Raw genomic sequence first — 14587 nt, forward strand, 5'->3', positions numbered from 1 at the left:
GACCTATTTCTTCTTCGGCGCGACGATGTCGGTACACGTCCCTTCGTACACTTCTGCCGCCATGCCGACGGATTCGCTCAGGGTCGGGTGCGGGTGGATGGTCAGGCCGATGTCGGCCGCTTCGGCGCCCATCTCGATCGCGAGCGCGATTTCGGCGATGAGGTCGCCCGCATTCGGCGCGATGATGCCCGCGCCGATCACGCGGTGGGTCGCCTCGTCGAAGATCAGCTTCGTGAAGCCTTCGGTGCGGCCGATGCCGATCGCGCGGCCCGAAGCCGCATGCGGGAACTTGCCGACGCCGTAGGCGATGCCGGCCTTCTTCGCTTCGGCCTCGGTGACGCCGACCCAGGACACTTCCGGATCGGTGTAGGCGACGCTTGGAATCACGCGCGCGACGAATTCGCTCTTGTGGCCGGCAGCGACTTCGGCGGCGACCTTGCCTTCGTGCGTCGCCTTGTGCGCGAGCATCGGATTGCCGACGAGATCGCCGATCGCAAAGATATGCGGCACATTCGTGCGCATCTGCTTGTCGACCGGAATGAAGCCGCGCTCGGTCACGGTGACGCCGGCCTTGTGCGCGTCGAGCTTGCCGCCGTTCGGCGAGCGGCCGACGGCCACGAGCACGCGGTCGTACAGCGTCGGCGCCGGCGCCTTTTCGCCTTCGAACGTCGCGAGCAGACCGTCGGGCTTCGCTTCGATCTTGGTCACCTTGGTCTTCAGGTGAATGCCGGCGTAGCGCTTCTGCAGGCGCTGCTGCAGCGGGCGCACGAGATCCGGATCGGCGCCGGGCATGAGCTGGTCGAGGAGTTCCACGACGGTGACCTTCGCGCCGAGCGCCTCGTACACGCAGGCCATTTCGAGACCGATGATGCCGCCGCCGACGACGAGCAGGCTCTTGGGCACGTCGGCGAGATCGAGCGCATCGGTCGAATCCATCATGCGCGTGTCGTCCCACGGAAAGCCCGGCAGCTTCACGGCCTGGGAACCCGCGGCGATGATCGCGTTGTCGAAGCGCACGAGCTGCTTGCCGTTCTCGCCTTCCACTTCGAGTTCGTTCGGCGACACGAATTTCGCAGTGCCGGTGACGACCGTGACCTTGCGCTGCTTGGCCATGCCGGCGAGCCCGCCGGTCAGCTGCGCGACGACGGACGACTTGTGCGCGCGCAGCTTGTCGAGATCGACGACGGGTTCGCCGAACGTGATGCCGTGATGGCCGAACTGGCGCGCTTCGTCGACGACGCGCGCGGCGTGCAGCAGCGCCTTCGACGGAATGCACCCGACGTTGAGGCAGACGCCGCCGAGCACGGGATAGCGCTCGACGAGCACGACTTTCTGGCCGAGATCGGCCGCGCGGAACGCCGCGGTGTAGCCGCCGGGACCGGCGCCGATGACGACGACCTGCGCCTCGACATCGGCCTTGCGGCCGGTTGCGGGCGCAGCGTTCGGACCCGGCGCCGCAGCGGCCGGTGCCGGTGCCGAAGGTGCCGGCGCGGCGGCTTTCGGCGCGTCCTTCGGCGCTGGGGCTTCCTTCGCTGCCGGCGCGGCCGCTGCGGCCGCCGGCGCGGACGTCGCCGCAGCCGCGCCTTCCGTTTCGATCAGCGCGACGACCGCGCCTTCGGCGAGTTCGTCGCCGAGCTTGACCTTGATCTCCTTGACGACGCCGGCGACCGTGGACGGCACTTCCATCGTCGCCTTGTCGGATTCGAGCGTGACGAGTCCCTGTTCTTTCTTGATCGTGTCGCCGACCTTGACCAGGACTTCGATCACCGGCACCGAAACGCCGCCGATATCCGGCACTTTGACTTCTGTCGTTGCCATTATTTCTGCTCCTTGTCCTGGGAAGCCGCGTTGCGGAAGGCCTGCTTCAGCGCATTGCGGCGCACTTCGAATTCGTCGAGCACGTCGCGCGCATCGGCCGGCGGCGGCGCGACCGGTTCCGCCGCCGCTTCGGCGACGGCATCGGGAACGCTCTCGGGAACGACGACGGGCGCGATTTCCGCGCGCGTTGCCGGCGCTTCCGCCGGAGCCTGCGCACCATCGAACATGCCGCGCAGACGCGCCTGCAGCGCGAGCATCTCGTCGCGTTCGCTGCGCTGTTCGGCGAGCGTGTCCAGACGCTTGCGCTGCCGCTGCGCGGCGAGTTCGCGATACTTGCGGTTCGCATAGTTCAGCGACTGCCGGATGTCCGGCAGGTGGATCTTTTCCACTTCTTCGGGGAGCGAATCGAAGCTGATGTAGTCGTCCTCGATCCACAGCCCGCGGCGGCGCGCGACGATGCGGCTTTCGCGTTCCTCGAAGAACAGGCGCGGCCAGTCGTTGTCCGGAGGCACGCGGTCCAGGCGCAGGAACATCACGCGCAGCGAATCGTGCACGCGCGACCAGGTCGTCCGGCTGAGATCCAGATCGACGATGCGGATGTCCTCGAAGTCCGCGTCCATGACGTCCATGCGCCGCGCAACGATCAAAGCAGCGTGCGACGCATGTCGGCGAGCAGCTGGCCGAGATAGCTCGTGAACCGCGCCGCCGACGCACCGTCGATGACGCGGTGGTCGTAGCTCAGGCTCAGCGGCAGCATCAGGCGCGGCTGGAACGCCTTGCCGTCCCAGACGGGTTTCGTCGCCGACCTGGACACGCCGAGGATCGCGACCTCCGGCGCGTTGACGATCGGCGTGAACGCGGTGCCGCCGATGCCGCCGAGCGAGGAGATGGAGAAGCAGCCGCCGGACATGTCGGCCGGGCCGAGCTTGCCGTCGCGCGCCTTCGCCGCGAGTTCGCCGGTTTCCTTCGCGATCTCGAACACGCCCTTCCTGTCCGCGTCGCGCAGCACCGGAACGACGAGGCCGTTCGGCGTGTCGGCGGCAAAGCCGATGTGGAAATATTTCTTGAGGATCAGGTTTTCGCCCGAGGCGTCGAGCGAGGCGTTGAAGTCGGGGAATTTCTTCAGCGCCGACACCACGGCCTTCATGAGGAACGCGAGCATGGTCAGCTTCAGGCCGGCCTTCTCGTTTTCCTTGTTCAGTGCGACGCGCAGCGCCTCGAGGTCGGTGATGTCGGCCTCGTCGTGCTGCGTCACGTGCGGAATCATGACCCAGTTGCGCGCGAGGTTCGCGCCGGAGATCTTCTTGATGCGCGACAGCGCGCGTGTCTCGGTTTCGCCGAATTTCGAGAAATCGACCTGCGGCCACGGCAGCAGGTTCAGACCGCCGCCGGCCGCGACCGGCGCCGCCGCGGCACGGGTTGCGCCGCCGGCGAGCGCCTGCTTCACGTAGTTCTGCACGTCTTCGCGCGTGATGCGCGCCTTGCGGCCGCTGCCGCTGACCGCGGCGAGATCGACGCCGAGTTCGCGCGCGAACAGGCGCACGGCCGGGCTCGCATGCGGCACCTTGTCGGGCATCACGACGCTCGCGTCGAACGGCACGGGCGGCGTGCGCGGACCGGCGATCTCGGCGTCGATGCCGGGCCGGGCCGCTTCGGCGACCGCGGGTGCCGCGGCCGGCGTTTCGGGCTTGGCCGGAGCCGGTTCGGCCTTGGCCGGAGCGGCGGCCTTCGCCGGCGCGTCGGCCTTGGCGGGCGCGGCTGCCGATTTGGCATCGGCAGCGCCGTCGGCGGCGTCGACGACCGCAACGACCGAGCCTTCCGAGACTTCGTCGCCGACCTTCACGCGGATTTCCTTGACCACGCCCGCGAACGGCGCCGGCACTTCCATCGTCGCCTTGTCGGATTCGAGCGTCAGCAGGCCCTGGTCTTTCTTCACGGTATCGCCGGGCGCGACGAGGATCTCGATAACCGGCACGTTGGCGTAATTGCCGATGTCGGGAACCTTCACTTCTTGTGACATACGCCCTCCCAGGCGGCAGATTTCGGGCAAGGCGGCTATTGTGGCGACGAAGCCATGCCTGTACCAGAGCGGATAGAGCGGACAACCCAGCACGCGCCGGCGCATATTCTCTTTGGTTCGCACACCCTCGCCTGCCGGCCGCTAAGCTGGCCGCCGATCGTTGCGGACTGAACACATGGACATTACGGAATTGCGCGCGGAACTTGATCGCATCGATCGCGATCTCGTGCGACTCGCGGCCGAGCGGCAGCGCATCGTCGCCGAGATCGGCCGCAGCAAGCGCGGCACGGGCCGGCCGCTGCGCGACTTCCGCCGCGAGAAGGAAGTCCTCGACAACGTGCGCGGCCACGCGCGCGACGCCGGCATCGATCCGGAACTCGCCGCCGGGCTCATGGAACTGCTGATCGCCGCGTCGCTGACGCGGCAGGAACAGGACACCGTGCGCGCGCTGTCGCAGGGCGACGGCAAGCGCGCGCTCGTGATCGGCGGCAGCGGCCGCATGGGCGCGTGGTTCGCGCGGTTCCTCGACGCGCAGGGCTACGCCGTCGACATCGCCGACCCGGCGCCCAACGCGGCCGGATTCGCCCGGCGCGAGCACTGGGACGACGGCGCGATCGATCACGACCTCATCGTCGTCGCGACGCCGCTGCGTGCGGCCGCGCGGATTCTCGGCGAGCTCGCGCTGCGCAAGCCGCCGGGCATCGTGTTCGATCTCGGCTCGATCAAGACGCCGCTGCGCGACGCGCTGCAGAGCCTCGCCGCGGCCGGCGTGCGCGCGACCTCGATCCATCCGATGTTCGGCCCCTCGGCGAACGTGCTTGCCGGCCGCCACGTCGTGCTCATCGATACCGGCGACCGCGAGGCGCTGGAGACCGCGCGCGGCCTGTTCGCGTCGACGACCGCGATCACGGTCGAGATGGATCTCGATGAACACGACCGGCTGATCGCGCTCGTGCTCGGCCTGTCGCATGCGCTCAACATCGCGTTCACCGCGGCGCTCGCCGGCAGCGGCATCGAGCCGGAACGGCTCAAGGCCGTGTCGTCGACGACGTTCGGCGCGCAGCTGCAGATCGCCGAAGGCGTCGCGCGCGAGAACCCGCATCTGTATTTCGAGATCCAGTCGCTGAATCAGCACAACGGCCCGGCGCTGACCGCGCTCGACGAGGCCGTGCACGCGCTGCTCGCTGCCGTGCGCAACGGCGACGAACCGGGCTTCGTCGCGCTGATGCAGCGCGGCCGCGACTATCTGCACGAGCGCGCCGAATAGCGCCGCCCCCTACGCGACCAAAGTCGCAGTCGATCGCGTGGCGGACAGGACTGGTGAGCGCGCCGGGTGTTTGCGTAGTCTCGGGCTTTCCCTGCCGGAATCCGCCATGTCGCGTTCGTCCGTTCTGCGCCAGTCGCTGCTGGCTGCCGTCGCCGCCCTCGCCGTCTCGCCGGCCGCGTTCGCCGAGCGCATTGCCGTCACCGCCGACCGTCTCGTCGATGTCGACAGCGGCGCGCTGCGCGAGAAGGCCGTCGTCGTCGTCGACGGCGAACGCATCGTCGAGGTGCGCACCGACGGACAGGTGCCGGCCGACGCGCGCCGCATCGATCTCGGCGACGTGACCCTGATGCCGGGCCTCATCGACTGCCACGTGCACATCGACGGCCAGTCCGGCGACTTCTACACCGAGGCTTTCCGTCGCAGCCCGATCGACAATGCGGTCAAGGCGCATCTCTACGCGCGCCGCACGCTGCTCGCGGGCTTCACGACAGTGCGCAACGTCGGCTCGGCGGAATTCATCGACGTCGCGCTGCGCAATGCGATCAACCGCGGCGAAGTGCAGGGACCGCGCATCCTCGCGAGCGGCGTCGCGCTCGGCGCGACCGGCGGACACGCCGACGGCGGCACCGGCTTCTCGCCGTATCTGCGTTTCGAAGGCTACAGCGGCATCGCCGACGGTGTCGACGCGATCCGCGCGAAAGTGCGCTTCGACGTGAAGTATGGCGCGGACGTCATCAAGTTCATGGCCAGCGCGGGAGTGCTCAGCGAAGAGGAATCGGTCGGCGAGCCGCAATATTCGCAGGAAGAAATGAATGCACTCGTCGACGAGGCGCACCGCTGGCACCGCAAGGTCGCCGCGCACGCGCACGGCACCGAGGCGATCAAGATGGCCGTGCGCGCCGGCGTCGATTCGGTCGAACACGGCAGCTTCCTCGACGACGAGGCGATCGCGCTGATGAACAAGCACGGCACCTGGCTCGTCGCCGACATCTACAACGACGACTACATCCTGTCGGAATTCGCGCGCCTGAAGTATCCGGAAAGCATGATCGAGAAGGAGCGCAAGGTCGGCCGCATCCAGCGCGAAAGTTTCCAGCGCGCGGTCAAGGCCGGCGTGAAGATCGCCTACGGCACCGATGCCGGCGTCTATCCGCACGGCGACAACGCCAAGCAGTTCGCGAAGATGACGCAGTGGGGACAGACGCCGATGCAGGCGCTGCAGTCGGCGACCGTGCGTGCCGCGGAACTGCTGGGACGCAGCGACCAGGTCGGCGCAGTGCGCAAGGGCCTCTATGCCGATCTCGTCGCAGTGCCGGGCAATCCGCTGAACGACATCGCCGTCATGGAAAACGTGTCGTTCGTGATGAAGGGCGGCAAGGTCGAGAAACCCGCGGCGCCGTGAACGAACGAGGCCCGCGCAGGCGGGCCCTTAGAGAACATCCGGTCGTTCTCGGGATCAGGCGGGAGGCGCCAGTCGTCGTGTGCGTCAGCCGCCCGCCTCATCCGTCGAATCGAGCGGTCAGAACGCGATCGAGAAACCGAGGAACAGTCCCGCCAGCGCAAGCAGCAGCAGGACGAGGAAGATCGCGAAGATGATCTTGGCGATGCCGCCGGAGGCACCGGCGATGCCGGTGAAGCCGAGTGCGCCGGCGACGAGCGAGATCAGTCCGAAGATGATGGCGAGTTTCAACATGGCCGTGCTCCTCAGCCCCAGGCGTTCAGCGCGAGCCAGAGCGACTCGTCGACGGGCTGGGACGGCTGCCGGCCGGGTTCGAGCCCGCGCGCGATCGCCTCGGGACCTTCATCGCGCCAGCTGGCGGTGGTTTCGTTGCGGATATCGTCGACCTGCATGACATCTCTCCGTTGGGGCGAGATGTGTTCCGCAAAGCGCATGCCATGCCGGGAACCGACGCCAAGTTGGCGCCGGCCCTCGGAATTTCCGGATCGGACGACGACCCGCGAGATTGCGCCCTGCACGACCCGCGAAACCGGTCACGTGCAGTTCGCGGCGGAAACGCGCAGCGGCGAAGCCCGCTCCCACGATGCTGGTTTCCCGATTCCCGACGTCAGTCGTCAAGATTGAGCAGGTTCAGACGCGCGCCGTCGGCAAGGCGCAGATCCAGACCGTCTTCGAGACTGTCGAGCTTGACCACCATCGGACACAGCGCGGCGACACGCGACGCGAGCTGCGCGGTCTGCGTGTCGATGCGGCGTTCGATGTCGCGCTCGAGCTTCTCCGCGCGTTTTTCCAGCTCGGCCGCGCGGGCTTCGTCGCCGCTCAGCGCGATCGCGATCGCATTGCCGGCGACTTCGGCGAGCACGACCGGCATCAGGTCGCCCATCGCCTTTTCCACCAGCGAATCGAATTCGTCTTCGTTCCAGGGACGCTTTTCGAAGGTGTCGTCGATGCGCAGCTTGAATTCGTCGCGCAGCCCGGCCAGGCGGTTGCGCGTCGCGGAGCTGTCGGCGGTACTGGAGAACGCCGCGGCGACTTCGGTCACGGCGACGTAGGCGACGTCGATCGCGTCGCGCGCGATCGCCTTGGCCTGCGGCACCAGCGCGCGCACGGTCGCTTCGTACTCGGCGACGCGTGCACGGTCGGCATCGCTGATCGCGAGCGGCCGGCCGTCGACGATGAGCTGGCCCTTGCTCATGACGATGATTCCGGGCTTGCCGCCTTCGTGGCGAAAGGTCAGGCCGGATTTGTCCAGCGTGACGTCGTAGTCGCTGTCCAGGCCGCAGGAGTCGATGCTGTGGCTGCGCGCCTGCGCGGCGAACGTCAGACCCAGACTCAGAGCGGCGGCGAGCAGCAGGCGTTTCATGGCGGTTCCTCGGCTTTTCGTGGGGACGCGTCGCGGCGTCCGGGCTGTGGCGGCTTCGATGCGGATTCTCGCGCCAGGGTTGCAAGGCATGCATCGGCCGGGCGGCAGCATGACTTTCGGCAGGGACCGCGGCGCAGTCCGGCGAATGCGGGAAGCGGTAGGAAAGAGTATCGAGAAGTGAGAAACGAGCAGGGGTGTTGCGTTGCCCGACTTACTCCGGCATCCGTCTCGCGTTTCCCGACATCGCGTCATCGCATGCGACCGGCCGCGGAGCGGCCTGTATGCTGGCGCGCCATCCCACGGAGCGTCCCATGTATACCCTGTACTACTCGCCCGGCGCGGCCAGCCTGCTGCCGCATCTGCTGCTCATCGAAATCGGCGCGCCGCATGAACTCAAGCGCGTGGATACCGCCGCCGGCGAACAGCGCGGCGCGGAATATCTGCGACTCAATCCGAACGGCGTCGTGCCGACGATGATCGTCGACGGTCGCCCTTGCGCGGAGACGGCCGCACTCGTGCTGCTGCTCTGCGAACGGCATCCGGAAGCCGGACTCGCGCCCGCCGTCGACGCGCCGGATCGCGCCGCATTCCTGCAGGGCATTCTGTACCTTGCCAACACACTGCAGCCGGCGTTCCGGCTCTGGTTCTATCCGGGCGACGCCGGCAATGTCGATCACGCGGCGCTGAAGGACGGCCTGCGCGTTCGGATCGAGAAATGCTTCGACCAGCTCGCGGCCCAGCTCGCCGACGGGCGCACGTATCTCCTCGGCGAAACGCCGAGCGCACTCGACTTCTACGCGACGATGCTGATGCGCTGGTCGCGCAACATGCCCAGGCCCGCAACCGAATGGCCGGCGCTGAAGGCGCTCGCCGACCGCATCCGCGCGCGACCGAGCTGGCAGCGGCTGTACGAAGTCGAAGGACTGACGGAGTGGGTCTAGGCTTCGGCGTGCGGCGCAACGGTTTCCTCGCGCCGCTTTAACAATTCCCGCTTGTCCATTCCCGATTTCCGCCGCACCAAAGACATCGGCTAAACAACTGCATCGATAACCTCGCGGCGGTCCATCGAGGAACGCCGCTCATGACATCGTTCGACGAAGCGCAGTTATTGATCCGCCTGCTTCGCGAAGGCCGCGAGTATTACGCCTTCGCGCGGGACGAAACGCGCGATCCGGAAATCACCGAAGTGTTCGCGCTGGCGGTCAAGGCTCGCACCGATCTGCTCGACGACCTCGTCGCGACCCGGCTGCTGTTCCAGACTTCCCCGGCGCATCCGACGCGGGTGCTGTCGGCCGACCTCGGCTACGAGGAGCTGCGGCACCAGTTCGACCCGCTGCATCCGCTCGCTCATGCGGCCGCGCTGCACGAACGCGAGCGTCGGGTCGTGCATCTGATGGACGACCTGTTCGAGGCCGACAGCTCGGAAAAGCTGCATGCGGCCATGAGTGCGCACTACGCGCAATTTACTGAAGTGGAAGATTGCCTGGCGCGCTGGAGCCAGCCGTACCAGGCGGCCGTCGCCTGAGCCGCGCGGCTCAGTCGCCGAAATCGAGCGCCACCGCGAGCGGCCGCGCCGACAGGTCGATGCGCGGATTGTCGCGCCGCCACTCCCGCTTGTCGGGCAGCCGCAGGATGTCGCGCTCATCGGCGGCATAGCGCAGCACGCCCGAACTCAGATGGACCGTCGCGCGCGCGTCGGTGCCGGGCGCGAACCGGATCAGCAGCCCCTGCGGTCCCGGTGCGATGATGCGATCGAGCAGGTCGCGCTCGGACAGCCGCGCGGCGTAGTCGGCCGCCATCTGCGTGTACATCGAATAGGCGAACGACTGCGGCGGCGCGTCGGCGGCAAGTGCCGGCAGCGCGAGGATTCCGAACAGGACCGGCAGAAAGCGCACGACGAGACTCCCGGCGAACGATGCCGGGCGACGCTAGCAAGGCGCGCCTGAACCCAGGTTGGCGGAGGCGGCGCGGGCAGGCCGGACGTATCAGGCCGGACGTATCTGACCGCAGCGCTCAGCCGACGGAACGGAATGTCACGACGAGCACGTCGCGAAACGCCGGCTGGTCCGGATCGACGGCTTGCACCGGCGTGACGCCGTGGCAGACGCGCGCATCGTCGACGAGCGCCGCGTCGAACGGCGCGGTCAGCGTGAAGCGGCCCAGCAGTTCGCCGTCCGGCCGATGGATCGTCGTCGTGCCGCTCGCGATGTTCGTGCGCGCGATCAGCAGCACGAGCACGTAGTCGACGCCGTCGCGATGCACGCCCTCGGGCGTGGGCAGGCCCTGCTCGCCGGGACGCGCCTCGATGCGGAATTGATGCGTTTCGACGTGCCACGTCGAAACCGACGGCGCGAGCGCGCCGAACAGATCGCGGCAGTAGCGCAGCACCGTGGGCAGGCTCTGCCCCGAGTCCCAGCACGCATCGACCGGCTCGAACCAGCGCTCGATGCCGCCGTGCAGCGCGTTGTACTCGAGCGCCTGATAGTGCGGCCGGTGCGCTTCGCGGCGGATGCCGGCCGCGTCGGCGGCGTACACGGCGTGACGCCGGCGGCGGTAGCGGCCCTGGTCGGCCATGTAGGTGTCGACGGCGAGATCGTTCCAGCTCGCGGCGAATGCGGGCCAGTCGTCCAGTGCGCCGGCACGGGACAATTCTGTCTTCATCGTCGCGCCGTCGACGAAGGCGAAGCCGACGCGGCGCAGTGCCGGTTCTATCGTCGGCAGCAGTGCGGAAGCCAATTCCTCGGTATTCATCGGCTGACGGTAGCAGAGCGCGCGCGCGGCGCGATGGTCGATCGTCATATGCGCCGGGGCCGCGCGGAAGCATGGCCCTCCTAAGGGCGCCGCGAATGGTTCCTGCTGCCCTGTTCCGTAAATACGTCAAAAAAATTCCGGATGGGTTTCGTCGCGGGACCGGGGCGCGAGGCGCCGCAGCGGCGCTACGGCAACGAGGTGCGACGACGTATCGCGGCGAAAGACACGGGAATCGCTCGACAGTTATTTACGGAACAGGACGCTAGCGCCCGGCGCTGGCCTTGAGTGCGCTGCGGCTGCCGAGGCAGCGCGCGAGATTCGCGCGCGCGGCGCCGTCGCAGCGCTCGTGGAACCAGTCCGAAACAAAGATGCGCGGCGACGCGAGCAGCCCGCGCAGGAAGCGCCGGCGATAGTGCCGGAACATCCAGGCGGGCAGCTTGCCGCGGTATTCCTGCGCGATCGCCGTGTCATAGGCGTCAAAGCGCGCGGGCTCGGCCGCGAGTATCGCCATGTCGCAATCGAGGAACAGCGCCGCGTCGCGGTCGACGGCTTCGCCGCCCCAGTGGCCGTGGCGCGCGGTCATGCGGATCAGTTCGGCGACGCGCGCCGCATCGACGCCGGCGTCGGGAAGCCAGCGCGCGATCGCGGCCTGCGCGAGTTCGGCGCTGCGCGCCTCGTTGTCCTTGCGGCCGGCTTCGTAGATCGCATCGTGATAGAGCAGCGCGAGAAACACCTCGGCCGGCCGGTCCCACCCCGGCCCTTCGGCGACCGCGTCGAACCAGCCGAGCACTTCGCGCACATGGGCGAAATCGTGATAAGCGCGCGGCGGCGTGGCATAGCAGGCGCGCACCTCGTCGAGCAGTCCGGACGGCAGCGGCAGCGGTGCCGGAAATTCGGATTCGGAACGGCGATTCATGACAACCCAACTCGTGGCCCATGCCGGCGTCGACGGCGATTGCAACACTGGCACAGATGCCCGCCTACTTTCATCCCCGCCTGCAGGAAACCCGCCGCGTCGCGGCGAACCGCCTGCGCCGCCTGCTGCGATTCTGGCCGCAGACGCTGTTCCATCTCGTCGCCTGGTCGGCGCTGCTCGCGCTGATCGGCGCCGGCGTCGCGCGCATCGACGGCGACCGCATCGGCCTCGTGCTGCGCCTGCTCGCGCAGCAGCCGTTCGTGATCGCGCTCGCGTTCGCAGCCTTCGGTTTCGCGATGTGCCGCAGCGCGACGCTCGCGCTGCTGACCGAACTGCGCCTGGGCTGGTGGGGCGCCGCACCCGTGCCCGAACGCGCGACGCGACGCAGCCTGCATCTGAACGCGATCCTGCTGACCGTGTTCGGCAATGTCGTGATCCTGTTCGTACTCGGCGGCATCGTGCTGCTGTCGCGCCGCTCGACGCCGTGGTTCGCGCCGATCTTCGCGGCCGCCAGCGTCGGCTTCTGGCTCGGCAGCGGGGCCGGCTATCTCGTCGTGCGCCGGCTCGGCAAGCTCAGGCAGGCGCGCGTCGCGCAGACCCATTCGAGCGCGGCGCTGTTGCCGCTGCCGATGCTCGATCATCCGCAGTTGCGCAATCTGCCGGACTGGCAGCGCCGCGAAACCGTGCGGCGCTGGCGCTCGGGCGGCCGCAACTGGCAGTTCATCGCGCTCGGCATCCTCGTGCCGATGGGCATGCCGCTGCTGCCGCTGGGCGGACTGCTGCTGCTCGGCGCCGCATTGATCTGGTACGGCCTCGCGTTGCGGTCGAGCGAGGACACGCTCGTGCGCGCGACGCAGTTGTTCGCCGCGCTGCCGCTGCCGTTCGCGCGCTTCGCCGCGGGCACGCTGCGCTATCCGCTGTTCGCCTGGGTCTGCACGAGCGTGTTCGGCGCGCTCGGACTGCTGCTGCAGTCGGCGAAGTGGCCGGTCGTCGTCGCGTTCGTCGCGACGATCGGCCTCGGCGGCCTGTTGTCGCTGTGCCTGAGCTGGCGCTATCGCCATCGCCCGCACCTGGCGCGCGTGCGCGCGGGCGCGGAAGTCGCACTGTTGCTGCTGCTCGGCTACCAGTTCCCGTTCCTTGCGCCGCCGCTCGCCGCGGCGCTCGCGGCGCGCCACTACTACGTTGCCCGGAGTCTCGCTTGATGCCCGCTTTGGAAATCGCCGGCCTCGTTCATGCCTATGGCCCGCAGCGCGTGCTCGACGGCGTGGATCTCGTGCTGCGGCCCGGCGAGTTCGCCGCGCTGATCGGCCCGAATGGTTCGGGCAAGACCACGCTGCTGCGCTGCCTCGCCGGAATCCTGCAGCCGCAGCAGGGCCGCATCGCGATCGCCGGCGCCGAGATGGGCAGCGATGCGCTCGCGGCGAAGCAGCGCCTGGGCTTCGCCGTCGATCCGACGCTGCTGCCGCTGCTGCTGACCGGGCGCCAGTGTCTCGAACTGTTCGCCGGCGCGCGCGGCCTCGACCGCATTCCGTCGGCGACGCTCGAACTCGCCGAAGCGCTCGCGTTCGCACGCTGGCTCGACCATGAAGTGCAGGCGTATTCGCTCGGCACGCGGCAGAAGCTCGGCATCCTGCTCGGACTGATCGGCGAGCCGCCGCTGATCGTGCTCGACGAACCGATGAACGGCCTCGATCCGCTGAGCGCGTTCGCGCTCAAGCAGCATCTCGTGAAACTCACGCGCGAACACGGCTGCGCCGTGCTGCTCGCCACGCACGCGCTCGAAGTCGCCGAGCGCTTCATTGACCGCTGCGTGCTGCTGCTCGGCGGCAAACTCGTGCAGGACTGGGACACTGCCGCCCTCGACGCGATCCGCCACGACCCGGACACGTCGCTCGAACAGGTCATGGTCGAGGCGCTGCAGCGTTTCGGCGCCGCGCCGACCGACTAAAAAGGGAAAATAGTGATTAGTGGATAGAACCTGGAGAAAGCGCCCGGCGCGTTCTCCAGTTCCTGCCTGCTCACCTCTGCTTCCCCGCTCTTCAGCGCGACGCCGGAGCAGCAAAAATCCCGGTTTTCCCTGCGACTCGCTCCACTCCCCTCTTTCCGGTCGTCACGGCACTGCGCACGACCGCTCCGCCGGCGAGTTCACGAAACCATCGAAGAAGATCCGGTCGCAGACATAGACCACGGCCGTGCCGGTGCCGGCGCCGCTCGACGCCGGTCCGCCGAGCACGACCATGTTGCGCGACATGGCGACGGATCGGCCGAGGTTGACGTTGCCCAGGCCCGGAAACCGCAGGTCCTCGCGCCACGGCCAGTCGACGAGGCTCGGCAGCACGCGGCGCTCGAACACGTAGCCGCGGCCTTCGTCGAGCACCGTGTCGTTGCGCGCGCGGCCGTCCGCGCCGACGACGACGCGGTCGCCGTCGACACCGACGGCGATGCCGAAGCGATCGCCCGTTGCCGCGTCGGGATGCTGGATCAGCGCCTCGAATGCGTAGGTGCCCTCGCCGACGAGTCGCGAATAGATGAACGCACCGCCGCCCGGCGTGCCGTCCACGGCGCGGCCCGGCGCACCGAGCACGATGTAGCCGTTGACGTCGGACGAATCGCGGTCGATCGCGACGCTGGTTCCCATGGCGTCCGCAATGCCCGGCGTCGTATTGGCGAACTGCTGCTCGAAGTCCCAGGTCGTGCCGAGCGTCGTGCGTTGATAGAGATACGCGCGCCCGGCCAGACCGAAGCCGCCGCTGTTGACGTACGTCGGCGCGCCGACGAGCAGCGAACGCGACCCGGTCAGCGGCGAACCGCCGGAGGTCGCGGCGATCGCGAGCGCCTGCCCGAAACGCGAGCCGGCCGGCGATTCCGGACCGAACAGCACTTGGTCCCAGACGACGGCGCTGCCGTCGAAGCGTCCGGTCGCGACGGCGCCGCGCTCGACGCCGTTGGCGCTGCTGCGAGCCAGCGGCGCGCCGATCGCGACGAAGCTGCCG

General features: G+C 68.4%; 16 protein-coding genes. 6 read left to right on the forward strand and 10 right to left on the reverse strand.

Annotated features, from left to right (window positions below; genetic code table 11):
• Positions 1-3: 3 nt before the first annotated feature.
• From lpdA to aceF, 3 genes are read right to left on the reverse strand one after another with little or no spacing between them, the layout of a single operon-like run.
• Positions 4-1818, reverse strand: coding sequence for a dihydrolipoyl dehydrogenase (gene lpdA, locus VLF18_RS17530; protein WP_325280921.1), 1815 nt, complete (start codon positions 1816-1818; stop codon positions 4-6).
• Positions 1818-2438: a hypothetical protein gene (locus VLF18_RS17535; RefSeq protein ID WP_325280922.1), complete on the reverse strand. Its 621-nt coding sequence runs from the start codon at positions 2436-2438 to the stop codon at positions 1818-1820. The genes lpdA and VLF18_RS17535 overlap by 1 nt, the downstream gene beginning before the upstream one ends.
• 23 nt (positions 2439-2461) lie before the next feature.
• On the reverse strand, positions 2462-3838 hold the full coding sequence (gene aceF / locus VLF18_RS17540; RefSeq protein ID WP_325280923.1) for a dihydrolipoyllysine-residue acetyltransferase: 1377 nt from the start codon (positions 3836-3838) through the stop codon (positions 2462-2464).
• Between the two features lie 175 nt (positions 3839-4013).
• On the opposite strand from aceF, the gene VLF18_RS17545 reads away from it, so the two are divergent.
• Complete coding sequence (locus tag VLF18_RS17545) at positions 4014-5105, forward strand: bifunctional chorismate mutase/prephenate dehydrogenase (RefSeq protein ID WP_325280924.1); 1092 nt, start codon at positions 4014-4016, stop codon at positions 5103-5105.
• A 106-nt stretch (positions 5106-5211) separates the two neighbouring features.
• Entirely contained in the window at positions 5212-6507 is a 1296-nt protein-coding gene (locus VLF18_RS17550) for an amidohydrolase family protein (protein ID WP_325280925.1), read from the forward strand.
• A 117-nt stretch (positions 6508-6624) separates the two neighbouring features.
• On the opposite strand, the gene VLF18_RS17555 is transcribed toward VLF18_RS17550, so the two are convergent.
• The 3 genes from VLF18_RS17555 to VLF18_RS17565 form a co-directional block, all read right to left on the reverse strand.
• On the reverse strand, positions 6625-6798 hold the full coding sequence (locus tag VLF18_RS17555) for a DUF1328 domain-containing protein (protein ID WP_325280926.1): 174 nt from the start codon (positions 6796-6798) through the stop codon (positions 6625-6627).
• 11 nt (positions 6799-6809) lie between these two features.
• Entirely contained in the window at positions 6810-6956 is a 147-nt protein-coding gene (locus VLF18_RS17560) for a hypothetical protein (RefSeq protein ID WP_325280927.1), read from the reverse strand.
• Positions 6957-7171: 215 nt separating this feature from the next.
• On the reverse strand, positions 7172-7927 hold the full coding sequence (locus VLF18_RS17565) for a DUF2884 family protein (protein WP_325280928.1): 756 nt from the start codon (positions 7925-7927) through the stop codon (positions 7172-7174).
• Between the two features lie 311 nt (positions 7928-8238).
• Here VLF18_RS17565 and VLF18_RS17570 point away from each other — a divergent pair, with 311 nt between their 5' ends.
• Both VLF18_RS17570 and VLF18_RS17575 read left to right on the forward strand, forming a co-directional pair.
• Positions 8239-8868, forward strand: a complete 630-nt coding sequence (locus VLF18_RS17570; protein ID WP_325280929.1) for a glutathione S-transferase — start codon at positions 8239-8241, stop codon at positions 8866-8868.
• Positions 8869-9008: 140 nt separating this feature from the next.
• Positions 9009-9452 carry a hypothetical protein gene (locus VLF18_RS17575; RefSeq protein ID WP_325280930.1) on the forward strand — a complete coding sequence of 148 codons (444 nt, stop codon included), beginning with the start codon at positions 9009-9011 and terminating at the stop codon, positions 9450-9452.
• Positions 9453-9462: 10 nt separating this feature from the next.
• On the opposite strand, the gene VLF18_RS17580 is transcribed toward VLF18_RS17575, so the two are convergent.
• The 3 genes from VLF18_RS17580 to VLF18_RS17590 all read right to left on the reverse strand — a co-directional run bounded on the left by VLF18_RS17580 (position 9463) and on the right by VLF18_RS17590 (position 11594).
• A complete protein-coding gene (locus VLF18_RS17580) occupies positions 9463-9822 on the reverse strand; it encodes a hypothetical protein (RefSeq protein WP_325280931.1) in 360 nt (119 codons plus the stop codon).
• A gap of 118 nt (positions 9823-9940) precedes the next feature.
• A complete protein-coding gene (locus VLF18_RS17585) occupies positions 9941-10678 on the reverse strand; it encodes a 2OG-Fe dioxygenase family protein (protein WP_414717239.1) in 738 nt (245 codons plus the stop codon).
• 262 nt (positions 10679-10940) lie between these two features.
• Positions 10941-11594, reverse strand: coding sequence for a hypothetical protein (locus tag VLF18_RS17590; protein ID WP_325280932.1), 654 nt, complete (start codon positions 11592-11594; stop codon positions 10941-10943).
• A gap of 56 nt (positions 11595-11650) precedes the next feature.
• Between VLF18_RS17590 and VLF18_RS17595 the strand changes: the two genes are divergently transcribed.
• Together VLF18_RS17595 and VLF18_RS17600 are read left to right on the forward strand one after the other, a co-directional pair.
• Positions 11651-12796, forward strand: coding sequence for a hypothetical protein (locus VLF18_RS17595; protein ID WP_325280933.1), 1146 nt, complete (start codon positions 11651-11653; stop codon positions 12794-12796).
• Positions 12796-13542 (forward strand): ABC transporter ATP-binding protein, encoded by a 747-nt coding sequence (locus VLF18_RS17600; protein ID WP_325280934.1) that lies wholly within the window; start codon positions 12796-12798, stop codon positions 13540-13542. The genes VLF18_RS17595 and VLF18_RS17600 overlap by 1 nt, the downstream gene beginning before the upstream one ends.
• 162 nt (positions 13543-13704) lie before the next feature.
• Here the strand turns inward: VLF18_RS17600 and VLF18_RS17605 are convergent.
• On the reverse strand, positions 13705-14587 hold an 883-nt coding region (locus VLF18_RS17605), incomplete at its 5' end, for a hypothetical protein (RefSeq protein WP_325280935.1).

The organism is Tahibacter sp. (genome assembly GCF_035481375.1).
Classification (GTDB): domain Bacteria; phylum Pseudomonadota; class Gammaproteobacteria; order Xanthomonadales; family Rhodanobacteraceae; genus Tahibacter.